The organism is Singulisphaera acidiphila DSM 18658 (genome assembly GCF_000242455.2).
Lineage (GTDB): Bacteria > Planctomycetota > Planctomycetia > Isosphaerales > Isosphaeraceae > Singulisphaera > Singulisphaera acidiphila.
In genome coordinates, this window is record NC_019892.1 from 9,342,954 (window position 1) to 9,361,058 (window position 18,105).

Here is an 18,105-nt window from a genome sequence, read left to right on the forward strand (position 1 = left end):
GAGCACGAAGGGTAGCAGACGCACGTGCGACGCGATCGAATTGGTGATGGCGGCGTCGACCCACGCGTCTCGAATCCCATTGGGCGTGGGTCGACGAACGGCCCTCGCCAGATGGAGGGCATCATTGGGGTGAGCGGCTGGAGATCGCCCACCCGGCAGGAATGTCAATGAGCGGCGTGGGGACATGCCGCAAGAACCCCAACGAGCCGCTCCACGGATCGCGGGCTATTCCACTTCGCGAACGAGCAAGGCGTTGTGGGTTGGGTTGCCGGGCATCGTTCCTGAGACCAGGACGACACGGTCTCCCGGGGCGATGAGGGCGCGGGCACGGGCCCACGCCAGGGCGTGATCGAGCGCGTGCTCGGCGTTGCTGATCTCGGGGTCGTGAATTGGGGTCACCCCCCAGTAGAGGGCCATGGCGCGGGCGGTCTCGGGGTCGTCGGCCAGGGCGAGCGTGCGGGTGGGGTGCCGCTGCTTGGAGAGCGCCAGGGCCGTGCGGCCCGAGTGGGTCGCCACGACCAGGAGCGCGGCCCCCACGCGCCGACTGAGGACGCTGGCCGCCTCAACGACCCCTTCGGTGATCGGCGAGACCCAGCCGCCTCGACCAGGCGCCGGGCTCGGCGCCAGGAGCGAGGGGGCCATTCCTCCCGCATTCGCGCCGCCGAAAAGGAGCGACTCGGCTTCGGCCGCGATCCGGCTCATCGCCGAGACCGCCTCGACTGGGTATTTGCCGACGGCCGACTCGCCCGAGAGCATCACAGCGTCGGTGCCGTCGAGCACGGCGTTGAAGACGTCGCTCGCCTCCGCGCGGGTCGGGCGGCTCGACTGTTCCATGCTGTTGAGCATCTGGGTCGCCGTGATCACAGGGACCCGGGCCCGGTTGCAGGCGGCGATCACCTGCTTCTGGATCGCGGGCACCCGGGCCACGTCGATCTCGACGCCGAGGTCGCCGCGAGCAACCATCACCGCGTCGGACTCGGCGATGATCGCGTCCAAGTCCTCGAGCGCTTGCGGCTTCTCGATCTTGGAGACGATCCGCGCCCGGCTCCCTCGGCGCTGAAGCTCCTCGCGGAGCGCCACGACGTCGGACGCCCGTCGCACGAACGAGAGGCCGACGTACTCGACCTCGCTCCGCGCCGTCCATTCCAGGTCGCGCAGATCCTTCTCGGTCAAGGCGCTGAGATTCAGCGCCGCGCCCGGCAGGTTCACCCCCTGGTGCGACCGGAGCAGGCCCGGCAGAGTCACCTTGAGCCGCGCCCCGTTCTCATCGCTGGCAATGACGACCATCGCCACGGTGCCGTCGGCGAACAAGACCAGGTCCGCCGGCTTCAAGTCGCGAGCCAGGTCGCGATAGGTGCAGGTGAGCTGGTGGGGGTTGTCGGCGGTCCGTTCGACGACCAAAGTGAACTCATCGCCCAGGCGGCAATCGACCGCGTCGCCCGGAATCGCCCCCAGACGAATCTTCGGTCCACCCAGGTCTTGCAGGACCGCCAGCCGTCGTCCCGTCTCGTCGCCGACAGCACGGACGTCCGCAAGCGCCTCGGTGTGATCGGCGTGCGTCCCGTGCGAGAAGTTGAGCCGGAAGACGTCCACGCCCGCCTCGACGAGTTGGCGGATCATGGCCCTCCCTCGCGTCGCCGGACCTAGCGTCGCCACGATCTTGGTCCGCACCTTGCCCAGCGGTTCGAGAAACGGAGTCGACATGATGGGGTTGATCCTTAATTTTCCCGTTGTCCGGGAAATCGCAGCGATGCGATGGTCCTATTCCATAAGAAGAGAGGCGAAGGCCACGGTAGTCTACCGCCCCGACGGCCCTTGAGGGAATCGTGTCGGCCGGGGGAAGCTCGCAGGAAAATACTTCCCAGTTCCCCGAATTTCCCAAAAAAGCCCAAATTTTCAGCCCCAAGATCCGATGATCTTCTCAAGAGGACTGAAGAAAACGGTGTTGCCCGCCTCTCCACGCCACCGCCCTGCCAACCACCCGAAACTCAAGCTGACCAAGACCTTGCGACCTTTGAATTGACGGGTCGGCTTAACGATCGGATAATAACGAATGGGATGGAAGCTGTGGGGGTCTCCGGCGGGACAAGGTCCACCGATCGTGCTTCTTGATCTCGCGAATGACCGGATCGTCGCGTTCCAGCCGTCGGCTCGACCGGGGACTCCTCACCGATGAAGCGAACCTTTGCCGTCGTCGCCCTGCTGGCCGCACTCGGCGTCCTGTTCAAGCTCTCCAAAAAAGAGCTGCCGGAGCGCCCGGGCGCTCGATCGGATTCCTCCCCCGTCATCGCAACCGCGAACACGGCGGCGGGGGCCGATCCGGAAGCGGCGCTGTTGGCTCGGTATCCCCGGCCGACCGATCGTGAACTGGCCGAGCGCGTCTTGCGGCGGTATCGCCAGACGGCTCTGGCGATCGAGCGGACCGACGGCCTTCGCGGCCTGACCCTTCTGGACCGGCTCGACCTGGAAGCCATCTTCCTTTATGAGAAGCACCCCAACGACTTCCGCCGGTTGAGCGAGAGCCTGACCGACGACGCGGCGGCCGACCTCCTCCTGCACTGGCGCGAGTATTTCGGCCTGAAGCGGGCCGATGACACGGATCGGGGGATCCTGATCGCCGAGATCGGGCGGCTCACGCCGTCGCAGCGGCGGATCGCCTCGCGCTACCCCAGCGCCCTGCCCCTCCTCCTGGTCGATCCGGCGGCCGTGGCCGAATTGATCGAGCGGTGGTCGGGCGATCCGAAGGACCTCGAAGACGCGCTGGTGATCCTCGACTTCGTCAGCCTCGACCGGGGTGCGGCCGACCTTCGCGCCGCCTTGCGAACGATCGACGACCACGGGACCGTGGCGCTCGACGCATTCCGACAGCAAGGGCTTGGCGGGTTCGCGCTGGCGAGCCTGTATGGCCCGGTATTGCACGCCTTGAGCGACGCGATGCCCCTGGATCAGACGCTCATTCTCTTGCGGGTCAACAGCGATTACGTGGATGAGCTGTTGCAGACGCACCCGGCCGAGACGGTGGCGGGGCACTTGCGGCATGTCGCCGCTGCCGGCCTGATCGACGCCGTCGGCGGCAGCCCGCACGCCTTGCGGCTGGTCGTCGAGTTCGGCGAACGGGGAGAGAAGGCCCTGACCGAGGCGGGGGCGGACGCGGCCGACGTCGTCTACGACGACTACTCGGAGCCGACCCTGCGCAACCAGGCGGTCGAGGCCCTGGCTGAGCACGGCACGATGGCCCTGGCGATGCTCGACAAGTACGCCACCGACCCGGACTTTCGCGAGATCCTCCGGAGCTATGGCGCGGCGATCATCCCGCCGATCGCGCAGACCGACTCGGGTCCCGAGACCCTCGCTTACCTCCGCTCGAAGTCGAAGCGGTCGTTCACCGAGTCGATGGCGGCGTCCGTCCTGTTCCTTTCGGGCGACAACGGCCAAGCGACAATTAAGACGATCAAGAAGGACGGCCTCGAGCGGGTCGCCGAGCTGAACTCGTCCGAGCTGAAGTTCTACCAGTTCCTGCCGATGTACGACCTGCTCCATTTAGGACGGGTCCTCGGCCACGGCCAAGCGCCGACCTCCGGCGAGATGACCTGGGCCCTGGTCGACGGCTGCTTCGTGATCGTCGACGCTCTGAGCCTGGTCGCCCTCCAGCCCGAAGGGGTCGTCGCCGCCGAAGCGGCCCGTGCCGAGCTTCGGACCGCGAGTCGCGAGGTGGTCAAGGGCATCGGCCGCGAGGCCGTCCAGGAAGGGACGGAAAGCGCCGGCCGCGCCTTGGCCCGTCGAGCGATCGAGCAAGGGGTCGAGACCAGCACCGAGCGACTCTCACGGTGGTGGACGGTTCGACTCGCCGGCGGCACCTACCGCGTCCTCCGCCGCCTCCCCGAGGCCCTCCCTCGCCTGAGCATCGCCGAGATCGCCGACCTCGGCCGCCCCCTCTGCGCCAAGGCCGGGTTCCGGCTCACCACCTGGGCCCCCTTGCGACTCCTCAAGGACGGCCAGGAGATCCTGCTCCGGATCCCCCCCGAACGCGGCCTGAAGTACCTCGGCGTCCAGGCCGTCCAGGCCGGAGTAGGAGTCGTTGCATTCCACAAGATGGAAGAGCACCTGGCGTCGCGACGGCCGCAAAATCGGGCGGAATAAGGATTTAGGCTTTCCACCGTTAGTTATCCCGAAATGCTTATGCCACCCGCAAGCCCGGCCTGACATTACCTCAAGGATGAAATGTTCCGGGGCCGGTCTGATCCGAATCCGTTCTACCGGCGGAAGGGGCAATCGCAGACTGGCCGGTAGGGGCTGTCGGGGGTACGATAAAATTGGTTGAACGGCCAGCGATCACAGCCGAGAGGTCATGGTGAATCAGGAAGATTTGCAGCAGATGACTGAGGAGCGAATCAAGGACGCGAAGGTCCTCATTCGTGGAAAACGCTGGGAGTTTGCTTATTACACAGCTGGGTACGCCGTGGAGTGCGCGTTAAAATCATGCCTGCTAGCACGTATGGTGCAGACGGGCTGGGTTTTTGATGAAAAAAACAAAAACGTTGAAGCATGCCGTGTTCATGAATTGATAAAGCTGATCGACATCGCAGGCCTTCGGAATGAGCTCAACAAGCGGCTCGAAACGAGTGCTTCCGTTGGGGACCGGTTTGTGACTCACTGGGCCGTCGTGAGCGAATGGAAGGTCACGAGTCGCTACGATGCAAAAACCGAGATCGACGCCAAGAAACTTGTGGCGGCGATAACGGACAAGCCGGATGGGGTGCTCAGATGGATACAGAACTACTGGTAGAGCAGCAGCAGAAGGACGACGGCAAACGCCTGGTGGAGCAGCTCGATCATGACGGATTCCCGGTCACCGTCGCGTTCTGGGCACTCACGAGCGAAGAAGGGCCATGGAATCTTTACGTGGCGTCTTCATCATTCGATGAAGCTCACCCGAGCGAAGCCTACCGTTCATTGTTTTCCGCTGTGAAGAAAATCCACTCTTCGTGGATCTCTCCGTCAGATGTCAAGCTGCTCGATGATCAGGACCCGACAGCTCAGGACGCGGTGGAGGTTCGGGATCGGCATCCCTCGCCTCTCATCACGAATTTCCAAGGCAAACGGTTGGGCGATCTCCCCATCGAGAAGGCCGTTATCTACCCCGAGATCGCTTCGCCACGTCAGTCATTCACAGTCACTTACTCCCGTGATGGGGAATCGAACGATTGGACGGCGACTGTCAAGCGGGGCCCGATTTACAGGATGCAGGCCAAAGGGGCGATTTCTTATTCCGCCGCTTCTTGGACAGGCGCAACGGCAGCCGACCAAAAGTTCGCCAACGTGAGCGTGCTCATAGAGATCGATCCTCGATTCGCCCACCCCGATCTTCTCGCACTTCCTGACATGAAGAAGCTGACGGCGAACCAGGCCCGCAAGCTGGCCGACGAGATGTTCAAGCAATACCATCCTGACGCGGTCATCGAGCACGATGAAGACGAAGAGGACGGGGATTATTGAATCATGCCGCCGCCGGAATCCTCAGCCAGGACGTTCTTCGAGTCTGTGAAAGCACATCCCGATCCGTTTAACGACCTCTCCTCCATCCCTGCCCCCGATCAACCGCATCACCCATTCTTTGAGAAGGAGTGGCTGGATTTCAAAGGCCCTGACCCTACCGAATTGCAACCCGATAGGATCAGGCAAGTCCCTTCTTTTCCCCAAGATGGAAGAGCACCTGGCGTCGCGACGGCCGCAAAATCGGGCGGAATAGAGCGATTTTCACAGGACAAGCGACCAGGACGTCGACGGGACGATCATCCAGGCTGTTTCTTCCGAGGTGCATCTGGCTGATAAGCGGGCGCTCCAGGCGGGATCGACGGCCCGGCCGGTGGGACCGGTTTCGGGTCAACGCTGATCCCGGCCGCTGCAGGGGTCGCCAGGCGACGCAACGCCTCACTCTTCTCCAGCCCCAACGCGTGAATCAGGTCGATCACCGCCTGCTCCCACCCGGTGAACTCCGAGGCGGGCGGCTCGTCTTGCGCATCGTCCGCCAGGTAATCCAGGTCCACCCCGAACAGACTGGCCAGCTTGGCCGACACCCTCAAGTCCGGAACCCGCTCCCCCTTCGTCCACAAACTCACCAAACTCTGCGAAACCTCAACTTGCGCCGCCACGTCGGTCTGCGAGTACCGCTGCCGCTTCATCAACTTCTTCAACTTCGCTGAGAATTCCATCCCCCCATCAATAAGCCTCACCCCCCGTCGTTGGGAACCCTCTTTGAAGAATCCTGGTGGATCCAACGTCGAACACATTGAATTTCACTGTGAACGTGGTAACATTACAGGTGGAACGTCACAGAGCGTTACCAATGCCTTCTGTTGAGGGTCACTGATTGGCCGCCGAATACGTTGGCCAACAACCGAAGGGTGAGTTGATGAAGACCGACTGTTCCCGCCGCCCCAAGTGTTGTGATGGTGTTCGGCGGATCACGGACGAGAGCGGCTGATTGTGGAACGGCACTGGGAGAAGGAGATCGGCCTGGCGGGGCGTCCCCGACGTCCGCGGCCGTACAAATGCACGCGTTACTTGTGTGCGTGTTTCTTCAAAGTAGACCCTGCATTAGTTCTGTCCGCGGACGTTGAGGACGTAAAGACGTTAACAGGAGAGAGATGGTGAGCGATCTCCAGAAATCCAGAGCGACCTTACCGGCCTGGGTGCAGGAGCTTTAGCCTCCCCCGGTGGCCTGCTTGCCTGCCCCTGAGCTTGTTGCGCCCCGCGAAGTGCCCTCACCACCACTTCCCTGGCGGCCCCTCCTGGCCGCCTGGCGCGAGCGGTGGGGCCATCGCGCGAACGCCCTCGAGTCCCAAGCGTGCGGCCGAGGAGCAGACCTTTGCCGAGATCCTGCAAGCGAAGCGCGAGGCAGGGTGGCACGGGTTGTACTCAACCCGTGAGGAGAAGCCTCGGTTTTTGCCTCACGGGTTGAGTACAACCCGTGCCACCCTGCCGATAGGAAGCGTCTGACACTCGCTCTTGCAGGGTCGATGCCGAGTGATTAGGGGTCATCAAGCCATGAGTAAGAACGCACTCGAAACCGCTGTCCCGTTGCTGAAGACCGTCCAGGTCAAGGAAGGTGAGGGACTGGACTCCCGGAAAATCCGCGTCTTCCGGGGCCTGCGACTCGCTGGGGGACCCTTTTAACCTCTTGGAACGCGTGGAACGCGATAGAACGCGTTATTTGCCATTGCACGCGTTACACGCGGGCGGGCGTGAAAACTCTTTCAAAGTAGCGACTGCATTAGATAATAACGCGTTCTATCGCGTTCCAAGAAAGAAAAGGCTGGAGCATGAGTAAGCATTTTCATCTTGGCCCCAACAAAACGAACAATGGCCCGTTTGCCCGCCTGGGCAACAATGGTCGGCGGGACGCCCGCCTCACCCGCTGTAAAGCCCGAGGAGGACCGGGGGATCGCTCCGCTCCCCTGGCGTCCCCTCCTGGCCGCCTGGCGTGAGCGGTGGGGCCATCGCGCGAACGCCCTCGAGTCCCAAGCGTGCGGCCGAGGAGCAGACCTTTGCCGAGATCCTGCAAGCGAAGCGCGAGGTGGGGTGGCACGGGTTGTACTCAACCCGTGAGGAGAAGCCTCGGTTTTTGCCTCACGGGTTGAGTACAACCCGTGCCACCCTGCCGCATGCAATACACGCTATATGGAGAAAGTGCTCACCGGATCCTGACTTATGGTGCAATCGCCCTGGGGCGTCCGCGGTCCCAGGGAATACAATCCAAAGGGACGGTCGTTTGCGATGACCTTGCATAGCCCCGGTGGCCGATCAACGACCCGCAACGCCCTCGGGCGACTTCAGGACCTTCCTCAACGTCTTGCCCAGCCACTCCGGATCCTTGGGGAAGTCGGCATAGGACTTCAACTCGGCGAGCATCGAATCACTCGGCGCAATGCCGGCCGTCTGAAGGATCGCGTAGTCCTGGAGCGACTCGGCAAAAACCTCCCAGCGGATCGAGTCGATCGGGCCGTCAGGCCCCGGATAGATCACGAACGGGTCGCCGAACGGGATGCCCGGATAGCTTGCGTTTGAACCGTCGTGGAACGGGTCGCCCGCCTCTTCTCTCTCCATCTTGTCCCAGTAGTTGAAGCCCCAATGCAGAAAACCCTTGGCTTCATGCCGGTAGAACAGCCAGCCCGACATCCTGATCTTCGATAAGGGAGTGTCCATGAACCGGTTCAACCACGGCCCCGTGGGACCACAGCAATAATAGACCCAGTGGGGAATCTTGGCATCGATGTAGGCCTGCGCCGCGGACACGAGCGGGATCGGAATGTCGGTCAGCCCTTCCTTGCCGTATTCGATGTCACTGAGCGCATCCATCACCTTCATCCACGGGGCGATCTCCCGGAGAATCTGTCGCGCCCGCCGATAGTTCTGCACGTGCTGGCCAGGACCGGGTTCGTCCGAAAGGTGAAAATAGGACGTTTCGAGCATTTTTTCTTCGGTGAGAAACTTCTTGAACTCGGGCAGGAACTGCTTGAGGAAGTTGACATACGTGTCTGAGAACCCGCTGATGGTCGGCTCCCAGAGCATGACGTACTGGTCCCCCTCCTTCTTGTAGATCCGCATCGGGTTCTCGACGCCCCAGTAGATCCAGAGGTGCGACCACTCGAATTGCGTGAACCCGATTTCCTTGACCATGTCGCTGAACCGCTTCACCAGCGTCCAGTCGAATTCGTAGACCCCCGGCTTGGGCTCCTTCACGATCAGCAACTGGCACGGATGTTTGAACGTCTCGCGGCGATTGAAGAAGACGGGGACGTAGACCACGTCGGAGCCGTGGTCGAGCATATTCTTGAGCTGGTCGCGGGTGAGCTTCCACCATCGCTCGTCCTCGAACATCCCGGTCTTGTAGTAGTCCCAGGTCGCCTCGCCCCGCCACCAGTGGATCACGGGGAAATCGCGGCGTGGCTTGATGACGAGCGAGCTGATTTCCAGCGCCACCGGCAGTTCCACCTTCGCCTTGTCCTCCGCAAGGCTAAGCTGCACCTTAACCTCACGCGGCCCCGGCGTGACGTCGGCCGGAACGTTCAGGGTCACCCAGAAAGAACGGCTCTCCATCGGGCCGATCTCGACATTCGACAGCGGCCAGAGCGGGTCGGGGACCAGGCCCGGGAGACTCCCGAGTCCTTCAAGGTCCGATCGGGGGGTGCCCGGCGTGAAGTGGGGCATCGGCACCAGGCCGACGAATCGAACCTGCGGCTTCAGGTCGTCGGCCCCTTCGAGCTTGCACTCGATGTGCACGGGCTGCGTGCGCTCATTTCGGAAACCGACCTGGAAGGCGATCTTGCCGTTCCGCGCGGCAATCAGTTGAAGGTCGCCCGCCCCCGGCGCGGTGTTGGTGAAAATCCGCTTGAGCGAAGTCTCCAGCCAGAATGAGACCTTCGCCCCCTCATTCCCGACCGACTTGGCCGTTGACGCCTCCTCGGCACGTCCGGCCACCCCCGCCCCGACGAGCATGGTCGCGGCGAGAAACATCTGGGGAACCCATTTTCGCATGATCTTTTCCTCATTCGTAGGGCGGGTACCGCCCACCGGTCTGTGACTTCGGTGGGCCGCGCCCACCCTCCAAGAAGCACATCTAAGAGTCTGTCCCAGAAGGCGAATCGCATCGGAGTTTTGATAACCTTCCGGGTGCCATGCGGTTCCGTACTCGGAACCCATGCGGGAATGCCTTGGCCTGTGGAGCACGGGGTCCGAGTACGGAACCCGTGGCACCCAAACGTCCCTTTTCCCCGGTGAAGCCTGACCTTCCGAGACAGGCACTCAGCCTTTCAAATCCGCTTGCCGGACATTGAATCACTCCGAGCAACCTCGGCATTCGCGCGGCGCGAGACCTCGCAGGCTGCGGTAACTTCCAAGGCGCGAAGCCCATCCTCGATCGTGGCCTCGGTCGCGATACCTCGGTCGATCGCCGCCACGAAGGCGTCGTACTGCCGGTCCCACTCCGGGGCCATCGACGGCAGCGCAAGCCGCTTCTCTTCCCCCTCGATCCGGCAATGCCCCTCGCCATTCAGAAGGTCCAGCGCCAGGCGGCCGTTCGGCCCTTCGATCGTGACGGTCGAGGAGGAAGAGTCGGTCAACAACCAGCCGATCTCGACCTCGAGAGACGATCCGTCGGCAAGGCTGACCGTGGCCTGCCAGTGATTGGGACCGGCGAGGTCGGGGGCGGTACACTCGGCCCTTGCGCGAACCTTGGTCCAGGGGGAAGGGTTCCAGAGCGCCGCGTAATCGATCACGTGCGATCCCTCGTGGGTCATCGCCGAGCTATTGCGTAAAAATCCTTGGATCCGTGTGAAATGCTCGACGTTGGACCGATCGAGACGCTCGTCGTGGATCGAGACGCAGGTCCGCGACGGCACGCCGATGGCGGTCGCCAGCCGCGCGACGTGCCGCACCAAGTCGCCGTAGCGCAGGACGAACCCGACCTGAAAGACGCGGGCCGACTCTACCACGGCGCGAGCCACCCGCCGGCCGTCCTCGACGGTCGCGGCCAGCGGCTTCTCGTCGAGGACGTGGAGCCCGCGTTGAAGACAGCCGATGACGACGTCCGGGCTCGCCTCGGGGGGGAGCGTCAGGACGGCCGCGTCAACCTCCTCACGGTCGAGAAGCTCACGCCAGTCGGCATAGGTCGAAATGTCCTCCGCCTGGGCGGCCAGGAGCGCCGCGCGGGTGAGTCTCGAGTCGCAGACGGCGGCGACTTTGAGACGCGGATGGCGCAAGAGCGTCGGGAAGTGGCCGCTCTCGGCGATGGCGCCACAGCCGATCAAGGCGACTCGGTACACGTTCACGGGTTCACACCCGCTTCCGTGACCGCTCCAACGGGAACCGCCACGAACCCCTTGTCGTCGGCCAGTTCGCTCGACTCACGGTGACTGCGGATCCAGCAGGCGTAATAGGCCCAGCCGCTTGCCAGACCCACCAGCGAGTAGAGAGCCGCCTCCGTCCAGCGGAGCATGATGGCCGTGAACAGAGTCCAGGTGATCGTGAAGCAGAAAAGGATGCCACAGGCAGCCGCACGCAGGTCCCAGACCAGCTCCCGCCGCTGCCGAGCGGGGTCGATCAGTCCTTCGGCCTCAAGCTCGCGCCGGATTGGCCCCCAGGCCCCGGGGGGCCTGACCTTGAGGTAGAACCGGCGCAACGTCTCGCGCGACTCCGCAGGGGTCAGGAGCGAGATCAAGACACTTCCCGCCATGCCGATGCCCAAAAGCAAAAGCGTCGGCTGCCAGGCGGGTCGACTCTTCCAGTCCAGGCCGAACCAGACCAAGGCCGAGAGCGGAACCGAGACCAGGATTCCAAACACCTCGCCCCAGACGTTGAGCCGCCACCAGAACCAGCGGAGCCACGAGAGTGGCAAGGCAGGCGCAATCATTGCCGCGTTGATGAAAAAGACCCAGGGGCCAATGTCCTTGATCCCCAAGGCCAACACCGTGGAGAAAACCATCATCGCGACCATCACGATCCGAGCAACGCGAATATGCTCATGCTCCGGAGCATCCGGTCGCATGTGCCGTCGATAAAGGTCGTTGACCACGAAGGACGAACCCCACTGAAGGAGCGTACCGACCGTGGACATGTAACCGGCCAGGACGGCGGCGATCAGCAGCCCACCAAAACCAGGAAGCTTGTCGGCGTAGCGAACGACAAGCTGCGACCAGACCCCGATCGACGGCGCGGTCGTCCCGTCAGGCATACTCATCAAACCATGCGTGCGCTCTGCGGGGGGATAGATTGCGATCGCCAGGATGCCGAGCGGCAGCAAGGGGACCATACGCACAACCAGGCTGAGAACACAGTTGAACATTTGCCCGAAAACCGCATGCCGCTCGTCCTTGGCCGCGAGGCAGCGCTGGGCGGTCCACCCCTCCCCCGCACACGGACTGCCCGCGAGGAAGAAACCGATCAACACCAGGGCCCCCAGGGTCGCCGGGTCCACATACGTGTTCGTCCCCGACGACGGCGAAAAAATCTGCCAGAAGCTCGCATCCCGCTGGACCATCGCCTTGTCCAGCATCGCGGAGTAGCTGCCGAACTCCTGCACTCCGAAGTACCAGACGATGACCGCCGCGAAGAAGAAGATGGCGAACTGGGGCACGTCGATGTAGGCCGCCCCGAGCAGGCCCCCCATCAGGGTATAAGTCAAGGTCACCGCCCCGAAGACCAGGACCACCGCCAAGGGAGACCACCCGATCATCGGTGCCAGGATCTGGGCGAGCATCGCCGTGCCATAGCCGAGGAAGACGGTCGCCCAGCCGATGCAGGCGTAGACGCCATAGAAGCCGCGAAAGGCCGACGCCCCCCGCCCGGAGTAGCGCAGCTCGATCAGCTCGCCGGTCGTCACCAGGCCGCTCCGCCGCCACATCTTCGCCCAGAAGATCCCGACCAGCGGCATCCAGATCGGCCAGGCAATCCAGGCGATCTGGTTCAAGTACATGAACCCGCCAACATAGAAGAGCCAGACCCAGCCGCCCCCCGAGTCGGAGTAGGTGGCCACGTTCGCGAACCCGATCACCCACCAGGGCAGGCTCCGTTCGCCGATCAAGAAACCGTCGGCTGATTTCGTCGCCGCCCTCGAGAAGTAGAGGCCGAGCCCGACCATCATGGCACCATAGAGGGCGATCACCCCCCATTCCACCACCCCGAGGCGGAGCGCGACCGTCGAGGCAAACAAGACCCCGGAAATCGTCATCGAGTCACCTCCGCCACTGGGGAGCGCCTTGGATCGGGCAGTCCGAGCAAGGTCAACGCATCGCGATAAATCAAGGCCTCAACCTGCTCCCGAGGGAGCGAGAACCGATCGATTCGGATGTCGCAGAGCCCGCGCAGGCCGGCCACGGTCTCGGCCACCGTCGTGACGGGGAAGTCGGTGCCGAAGAGGAGCTTGTTCCAGACCCGGTATTCGTCAACGAGCATCAGGCTGTGGAAGAACTGCCAGGGGCGGTAGAACAAGGCACTCACATCGGCATAGAGGTTCGGGTGCTTGCGAATCACCGCGATCGTCTCCCCTTCATAGGGGTGACCGAGATGCGCCAAGATCATCGTCACGTCGGGGAACCGAGACGCCACCACATCGAGATGTCGAGGGAGGGTGCACTCGATCGGTGCGTTCGAGACGAAGGTCGTCCCCGTATGCAAGAGGACGGGCAGACTATGCTTCGCCGCATACTGCCAGAGTGGATCGAGGCGTTCATCCTGTGGAAAGAATCCGGCGTACATCGGCAAGAGCTTGATCCCGCGCATCCCCCAGCGCTCGCGTCCTTCCCGCATCTCGTCTTCCCAGCCCGGCTGAGTCGGGTCCAGCGACATGAAGCCGATCAGCCGCTCCGGGTCTCCCGCGACACAGGCCGCGACGTCGGCGTCGTCGATCCAGACGCCGGTCAGCCGAGCCTTCCCACCGAAGACGAGCGAGACAACCTCCTCTCCCCCGGTCGAGGCGCGATAGTCCGCGTAACGCGTGACGAGGTCCACCTCCGACGCCCGCATCCGCCGCGCATCGGCCTGAAACGACGGCGAAAAACAGTCCGGCTTCGGCCAGCAATGCGAATGCACGTCGACGATCATGAGGAGCACCCCCTTCTAAGTGCCTGTCTCGACAGGTCAGGCTTCACCGGGGAAAAGGGACGTTTGGGTGCCACGGGTTCCGTACTCGGACCCCGTGCGCAACAGGCCAAGGCATTCCCGCATGGGTTCCGAGTACGGAACCGCATGGCACCCGGAAGGTTATCAAAACTCCGATGCGATTCGCCTTCTGGGACAGACTCTAAGCCGTTGGTCTTGGTTTTCTTTGATTGATCTGATGGGCGACCGCGGTGATACAATCGCTGTTGGATGCCACGGGTTGGACTCAACCCGTGAACGATAGCCCCGGTTTTTGGCTCACGGGTTGGGTACAACCCGTGGCACCCAGGGCTTGCACATGATTCAATGCAAAGAAAAACCAGGTCCATGAGTCGGCCTCGCCCACCCGACGAAATAACGCATGCGCAAATTTACTGAGCCACCGACATCCTCTCGAGAGGTCGTTCCCGGAGCTTCAAGAGGCGATCGGAATTGGCGTGAAGTACCTTCGCAAGGTCGTCGGGGTTCAGGCCGGCCTCGGTCACGTTGTCGATGCGTTCGGGGAGCAGTTCCCAGCCTCCCCCCGCACCAAAGTCGGAGCCGAAGAGGATCTTGTCGGCTCCGGCCGTCTCAACGAGATGGACCAAATCCCCCGGGCGCGACCCGCAGAAGCAGCCGTAGAGGTTCGGGATATCCCGGATGAGCTGGGCGGCCGGGTCGGTGTAGTCGGCCGAACCGGCGTGGCCGAGGACGACCACCGCCTCGGGGACCCAGCGGGCCACGTCGGCGATCTGATACGTTGTCGAATAGGGAGGGGTGCCGTCGTGGAAGAGGACCGGAACGTTGTGGCTCGCAGCGGAACGGAGGATGGCGACCATCGTCTCCTTCACCATGCTGCAGGCGAACGCCTGGAGCCAGGGGTGAAACTTGACCCCCCGGAACAGCGGGTCGGCCAAACAGCGTTCGAGCTCGTCCACTGCGGCCGGCCCGAGTTTCGGGTCGACCGTCACGAACGGGATGAGCCGGCCCGGCTGGCTCAGGCAACGCTCCGCCAGCGCCTCGTTGTGCCGTGGGCAGTCGCCATAAAAACCCATGACCGTGTAGACGCAGGCGGCCTCGACGTCGCAACGGTCGAGGGTCGCGACCAGGTCGGCCGCCGTCGGGAGGGGCTTGTCGAGCCAATAGCCGTCGAGGTGGGCGTGAAAATCGATGATCCGCATGGAGGCCGTCCCCTCGCCTAAAGACCAAAGATCCGAACCGCGTTATCGTGCAGGATCGCCCGCATCGCGGGTTCGTCGAGCTCGAGCCGCTCCAAGGTCCGCAAGTTCACGGCGTACCGGTTCCGAGGCTCGGCGCCACCGAACAGGACCCGCGAAGCGCTATACGTTTTGACGATCTCACGGATCGCGTCGCCCCACATCATCGAGGCGTCGAGATACAAGTTTGCAATCGTCCTGAACGATTCCGGAAGCTCGAACCACATGTCGGCATAACCGCCGAAGCCGGCGATGAATGCCGTTTCGGGGAACTTCCGGGCGACCTCGACCAGCGCGAGGATATCGGCAAACGTATAGAGTCCGGTGCGGACCATCACGGGCCAGCGATAGTTCGCCGCCCGTTCGAAGAGGGGAAGGGCCACGTCCTCGGTGGGAAAAAAGCCTTGGCGGGCCGGGTCGAGGAAGAGCCCGACCGCACCCAGGTCGCGGGCCCTGGCCAGTTCGTCGAGCGCCTTTATGCCCCACCAGGGATTGGCCGTCGCCAGGCCTCGAATCCTCGGGCCCGCCTTCAAGACCAGGTCATTGCCGGCCTGATGGTCGACGACCAGGCCCGCCCCCATGGGGCGGGCGACGGCCGTGGCAACCCCGGCGGCATCCATCCGCCGGAGCAACTCGCCCGGTTCCAGGGCGAGGTAGGTTTCGCGGCCCAGCATCGCATGGGCATCAATCACCGGGAACAGTTCGGCCATACGGCACCACTCCGAATCCATGTCCTGTCGGAACGTCCACGCGCCCGTCGCGAAACGCAATGGGCGGAGTGACCGACGACGCGTCGTAGAACAAGGCGGCCATCAGGTCGCAGGCGTACTGCTCGACCGGGAAGACGGTCAGGCTGGAGGCGAGGCAGGCCATCGCCGCCTGGCCCAGGTCGGTCTCGAGATTCGAACCGATCGCGCAAGCCTTTCCCGCCGCCTGAACCTGCTTCGCCATCGCGAGCGAGTGGGTAAATCCACCGTTCTTGCCCGGATAGATCGAGAGGACGTCGAAAGCGTCGCGGTCGAGCGCTTCCTTGAGGTGGTCGGGGGTGAAGACCGCCTCATCGGCGAGAATCGGCACCGAGACGCGCTTGCGGACCTCGGCCAACAGGCCGATCCGGTCCCGTGGCGTGGGCTGCTCGGCGAGCGAGAGCTTGAACGGCGCCAGCGACTCGATCGAGCAGACCGCCTCGTCAGCGGTCGCGTGCGCCCCGTTATAGTCGATGGTGAAAACAGGCTCGGAACCGAGCCGATCCCGGACCGCCCGCAGCCGGGCCACGTCGTCGATGCCAGGCTTACCCGTCTTGAACTTGAGGGTGCGGACCCCCGCCTCCCAGAACTCGACGGCGAGCTGCACTGTTTCTTCCGGCGGGTAACAGCCGATGCTGACCCGGGTCGGGATCCGCTTGACCGGCTCACGGTCGGCGACCAGGCTCGCGACCGAGACCCCCTGGGAGCGTGCCCAGAGATCCCAGAGGGCGATATCCACGGCCGACTTGATGAACGAGTTGCCGTGCAGGCTGCGATCGAGGATCGCGACCGCCTCGGACGGATGGTCGAACCGGGCGCCGACGAGTTGAGGGGCGATGTAGTTTTCGAGCATCCAGACCGCAGTCTCGGCTGCCTCGCCGCTCCAGATCGGGGCGGTCGCCGCTTCGGCGTAGCCGTGCTGGCCGTCCTCTCCGGTGACGGTCAGGGTGACGTAGTGCGAGGCTTCGTGCCGTCCGAGAAAGGAGATGATCGCCCCTTGCGAGCGCACGGGATGATCAACAACCTTGGCGGTGATCCGACGAACAAGCAAGCTCATGATTTGGTTTCCGATTCCATGAGAGACGGCGTTTTCGTCCCGTTCCCCTCGAACCGGGCCCCGACCGACGGATACGCGAAGAGTCGCTCCCGGACATAGGCGGCGATCCCGAGGAAGGTCGACGATTCTCCCACCTCGGCCAAGCGGACCTCAATACCCTGAAGCAATTCACGCAAGGTGTAGCGCGGTAGGGCCTGCTTCAAAGGCTCCAGCAGGAGGTCGCCGGCCTCGACGAACCGGCCGCCAAGGATGATCCGCTCGGGATTGAGCAGGCTCACGACGTTGCCCAGGCCACGGGCCAGGGCGAGTCCGGCGTCGGCCAGGATCTCGCGAGCGCGGCCATCTCCTTCGCGGGCGGCCCGGAGCATCCGGGCGAATTCGTCATCCGGCGCCTCGCCGAAGGAAAGGGGCGGTCGGTCGGAGTCGGAAGTGCCACCGCGCCAAAGGGCCGCCAGCCGCGCGGGGGCCAGGTGAGCTTCCAGGCAGCCGACACCGCCACAGCCACAAGGCGGCCCTGCCTCGGAGACGCGAGTGTGACCGATTTCACCGGCGGAACCGTCGCGTCCCGTCAGCAGTTGGCCGTTCTCAACGATACCGCCGCCGATCCCGTCGAGGAGGGTGACGAAGACCGCATGCGCCGAGCCTCGCCCCGCGCCAAAGGCAACTTCCCCCAAAGCCTGCCAGCCGTCGCCGCGTTCGATGACGACAGGCAGGCCGGTCGCCCCGCTCAGCCGCTCGACGACCGGAATGTTCTGCCATCCCGGGACGTTCACCGCGCGGACGGCACGCCCCGACGCGATGTTGACCGTGCCCGGATCGGCCGCGCCGGCGGCCACGATCCGGACGCCCGCCTTGGGAGCGGCCGCCACGGCACGCCCCAACGCATCGGTAATCCGCCGCAAGAGCCGATCGGCGTCGTCACTGAACGGGCCGTCCCACCGCCGCTGCCAGCGCACGGTGCCCGCGAGATCAGCCACGGCCGAGACCACATGGTTGCGGTCGTAACGCACGCAAGCCACCCCTAACCCTCGGAGGTCGATCTCCAGAAGCGTCTGCGGACGCCCCTGCCCCGTCCCCCCCGCAGGCGTCACCACGCTCTCCCGGATCAAGCCGTCCCGGAGCAGGTCGCCGCAGATATCCGACAACCGCGACAGCGGCAAGCCCGTCCGCCGGTGCAGCCCCACGCGCGACTCCGCCCCTTCGTGAAACAGTGAGGCACAGACGAGCAACCGATTGTACGCCGGCTTCGTGATCTGATTCCCATTGGGAAACCAGGCGAGCCCCGGCTCCTTCGATGGCTCCACATCTAAATCCTTCGCTCGCCCCATCGAGGTCCACTCCTCCCCCTAAAATGTCGTTTCCGCTCAAACCACCGCAAACGCATCATCAACTCTGCATTTTACTGCGTTCACGTTTGACACGAAACTCTTCCACAAAAAACGCCACGGGG

General features: G+C 63.7%; 13 protein-coding genes. 3 read left to right on the top strand and 10 right to left on the bottom strand.

Annotated elements, in window-relative coordinates; translation table 11 throughout:
• Positions 1-225: 225 nt before the first annotated feature.
• On the bottom strand, positions 226-1,704 hold the full coding sequence (pyk, locus tag SINAC_RS36055; protein ID WP_015250471.1) for a pyruvate kinase: 1,479 nt from the start codon (positions 1,702-1,704) through the stop codon (positions 226-228).
• 468 nt (positions 1,705-2,172) lie between these two features.
• Here pyk and SINAC_RS36060 point away from each other — a divergent pair, with 468 nt between their 5' ends.
• The 3 genes from SINAC_RS36060 (at position 2,173) to SINAC_RS36070 (ending at position 5,496) form a co-directional block, all read left to right on the top strand.
• Complete coding sequence (locus tag SINAC_RS36060) at positions 2,173-4,140, top strand: hypothetical protein (protein WP_015250472.1); 1,968 nt, start codon at positions 2,173-2,175, stop codon at positions 4,138-4,140.
• A gap of 208 nt (positions 4,141-4,348) precedes the next feature.
• The gene (locus SINAC_RS36065; protein ID WP_015250473.1) at positions 4,349-4,786 is read left to right on the top strand and encodes a HEPN domain-containing protein; all 438 of its coding nucleotides are present in this window, start codon (positions 4,349-4,351) and stop codon (positions 4,784-4,786) included.
• Positions 4,765-5,496 carry a hypothetical protein gene (locus tag SINAC_RS36070; protein WP_015250474.1) on the top strand — a complete coding sequence of 244 codons (732 nt, stop codon included), beginning with the start codon at positions 4,765-4,767 and terminating at the stop codon, positions 5,494-5,496. Before SINAC_RS36065 ends, SINAC_RS36070 begins: the two co-directional genes overlap by 22 nt.
• A 296-nt stretch (positions 5,497-5,792) precedes the next feature.
• On the opposite strand, the gene SINAC_RS36075 is transcribed toward SINAC_RS36070, so the two are convergent.
• The 9 genes from SINAC_RS36075 to SINAC_RS36115 all read right to left on the bottom strand — a co-directional run bounded on the left by SINAC_RS36075 (position 5,793) and on the right by SINAC_RS36115 (position 17,983).
• Complete coding sequence (locus tag SINAC_RS36075; protein ID WP_015250475.1) at positions 5,793-6,212, bottom strand: helix-turn-helix domain-containing protein; 420 nt, start codon at positions 6,210-6,212, stop codon at positions 5,793-5,795.
• Between the two features lie 1,591 nt (positions 6,213-7,803).
• Entirely contained in the window at positions 7,804-9,537 is a 1,734-nt protein-coding gene (locus tag SINAC_RS36080; protein WP_015250477.1) for a DUF4091 domain-containing protein, read from the bottom strand.
• Positions 9,538-9,812: 275 nt separating this feature from the next.
• Positions 9,813-10,829, bottom strand: coding sequence for a Gfo/Idh/MocA family protein (locus tag SINAC_RS36085; RefSeq protein ID WP_015250478.1), 1,017 nt, complete (start codon positions 10,827-10,829; stop codon positions 9,813-9,815).
• Positions 10,826-12,727, bottom strand: coding sequence for a sodium:solute symporter family transporter (locus tag SINAC_RS36090; protein ID WP_015250479.1), 1,902 nt, complete (start codon positions 12,725-12,727; stop codon positions 10,826-10,828). Before SINAC_RS36090 ends, SINAC_RS36085 begins: the two co-directional genes overlap by 4 nt.
• Positions 12,724-13,599: an amidohydrolase family protein gene (locus tag SINAC_RS36095; RefSeq protein ID WP_015250480.1), complete on the bottom strand. Its 876-nt coding sequence runs from the start codon at positions 13,597-13,599 to the stop codon at positions 12,724-12,726. The genes SINAC_RS36090 and SINAC_RS36095 overlap by 4 nt, the downstream gene beginning before the upstream one ends.
• Before the next feature lie 428 nt (positions 13,600-14,027).
• Positions 14,028-14,816, bottom strand: a complete 789-nt coding sequence (locus SINAC_RS36100) for an amidohydrolase family protein (RefSeq protein WP_015250481.1) — start codon at positions 14,814-14,816, stop codon at positions 14,028-14,030.
• 17 nt (positions 14,817-14,833) lie between these two features.
• Positions 14,834-15,562, bottom strand: coding sequence for an amidohydrolase family protein (locus SINAC_RS36105; RefSeq protein ID WP_015250482.1), 729 nt, complete (start codon positions 15,560-15,562; stop codon positions 14,834-14,836).
• Complete coding sequence (locus SINAC_RS36110; protein ID WP_015250483.1) at positions 15,537-16,655, bottom strand: mandelate racemase/muconate lactonizing enzyme family protein; 1,119 nt, start codon at positions 16,653-16,655, stop codon at positions 15,537-15,539. The genes SINAC_RS36105 and SINAC_RS36110 overlap by 26 nt, the downstream gene beginning before the upstream one ends.
• Entirely contained in the window at positions 16,652-17,983 is a 1,332-nt protein-coding gene (locus SINAC_RS36115; RefSeq protein ID WP_015250484.1) for an ROK family protein, read from the bottom strand. The genes SINAC_RS36110 and SINAC_RS36115 overlap by 4 nt, the downstream gene beginning before the upstream one ends.
• Positions 17,984-18,105: the final 122 nt, after the last annotated feature.

Bases quoted from the DNA above. Each gene is read 5' to 3' on its own strand.
- pyk (WP_015250471.1), bottom strand. From the start codon at position 1,704: ATGTCGACTCCGTTTCTCGAACCGCTGGGCAAGGTGCGGACCAAGATC.
- SINAC_RS36060 (WP_015250472.1), top strand. From the start codon at position 2,173: ATGAAGCGAACCTTTGCCGTCGTCGCCCTGCTGGCCGCACTCGGCGTC.
- SINAC_RS36065 (WP_015250473.1), top strand. From the start codon at position 4,349: ATGGTGAATCAGGAAGATTTGCAGCAGATGACTGAGGAGCGAATCAAG.
- SINAC_RS36070 (WP_015250474.1), top strand. From the start codon at position 4,765: ATGGATACAGAACTACTGGTAGAGCAGCAGCAGAAGGACGACGGCAAA.
- SINAC_RS36075 (WP_015250475.1), bottom strand. From the start codon at position 6,212: ATGGAATTCTCAGCGAAGTTGAAGAAGTTGATGAAGCGGCAGCGGTAC.
- SINAC_RS36080 (WP_015250477.1), bottom strand. From the start codon at position 9,537: ATGCGAAAATGGGTTCCCCAGATGTTTCTCGCCGCGACCATGCTCGTC.
- SINAC_RS36090 (WP_015250479.1), bottom strand. From the start codon at position 12,727: ATGACGATTTCCGGGGTCTTGTTTGCCTCGACGGTCGCGCTCCGCCTC.
- SINAC_RS36095 (WP_015250480.1), bottom strand. From the start codon at position 13,599: ATGATCGTCGACGTGCATTCGCATTGCTGGCCGAAGCCGGACTGTTTT.
- SINAC_RS36100 (WP_015250481.1), bottom strand. From the start codon at position 14,816: ATGCGGATCATCGATTTTCACGCCCACCTCGACGGCTATTGGCTCGAC.
- SINAC_RS36105 (WP_015250482.1), bottom strand. From the start codon at position 15,562: ATGGCCGAACTGTTCCCGGTGATTGATGCCCATGCGATGCTGGGCCGC.
- SINAC_RS36110 (WP_015250483.1), bottom strand. From the start codon at position 16,655: ATGAGCTTGCTTGTTCGTCGGATCACCGCCAAGGTTGTTGATCATCCC.
- SINAC_RS36115 (WP_015250484.1), bottom strand. From the start codon at position 17,983: ATGGGGCGAGCGAAGGATTTAGATGTGGAGCCATCGAAGGAGCCGGGG.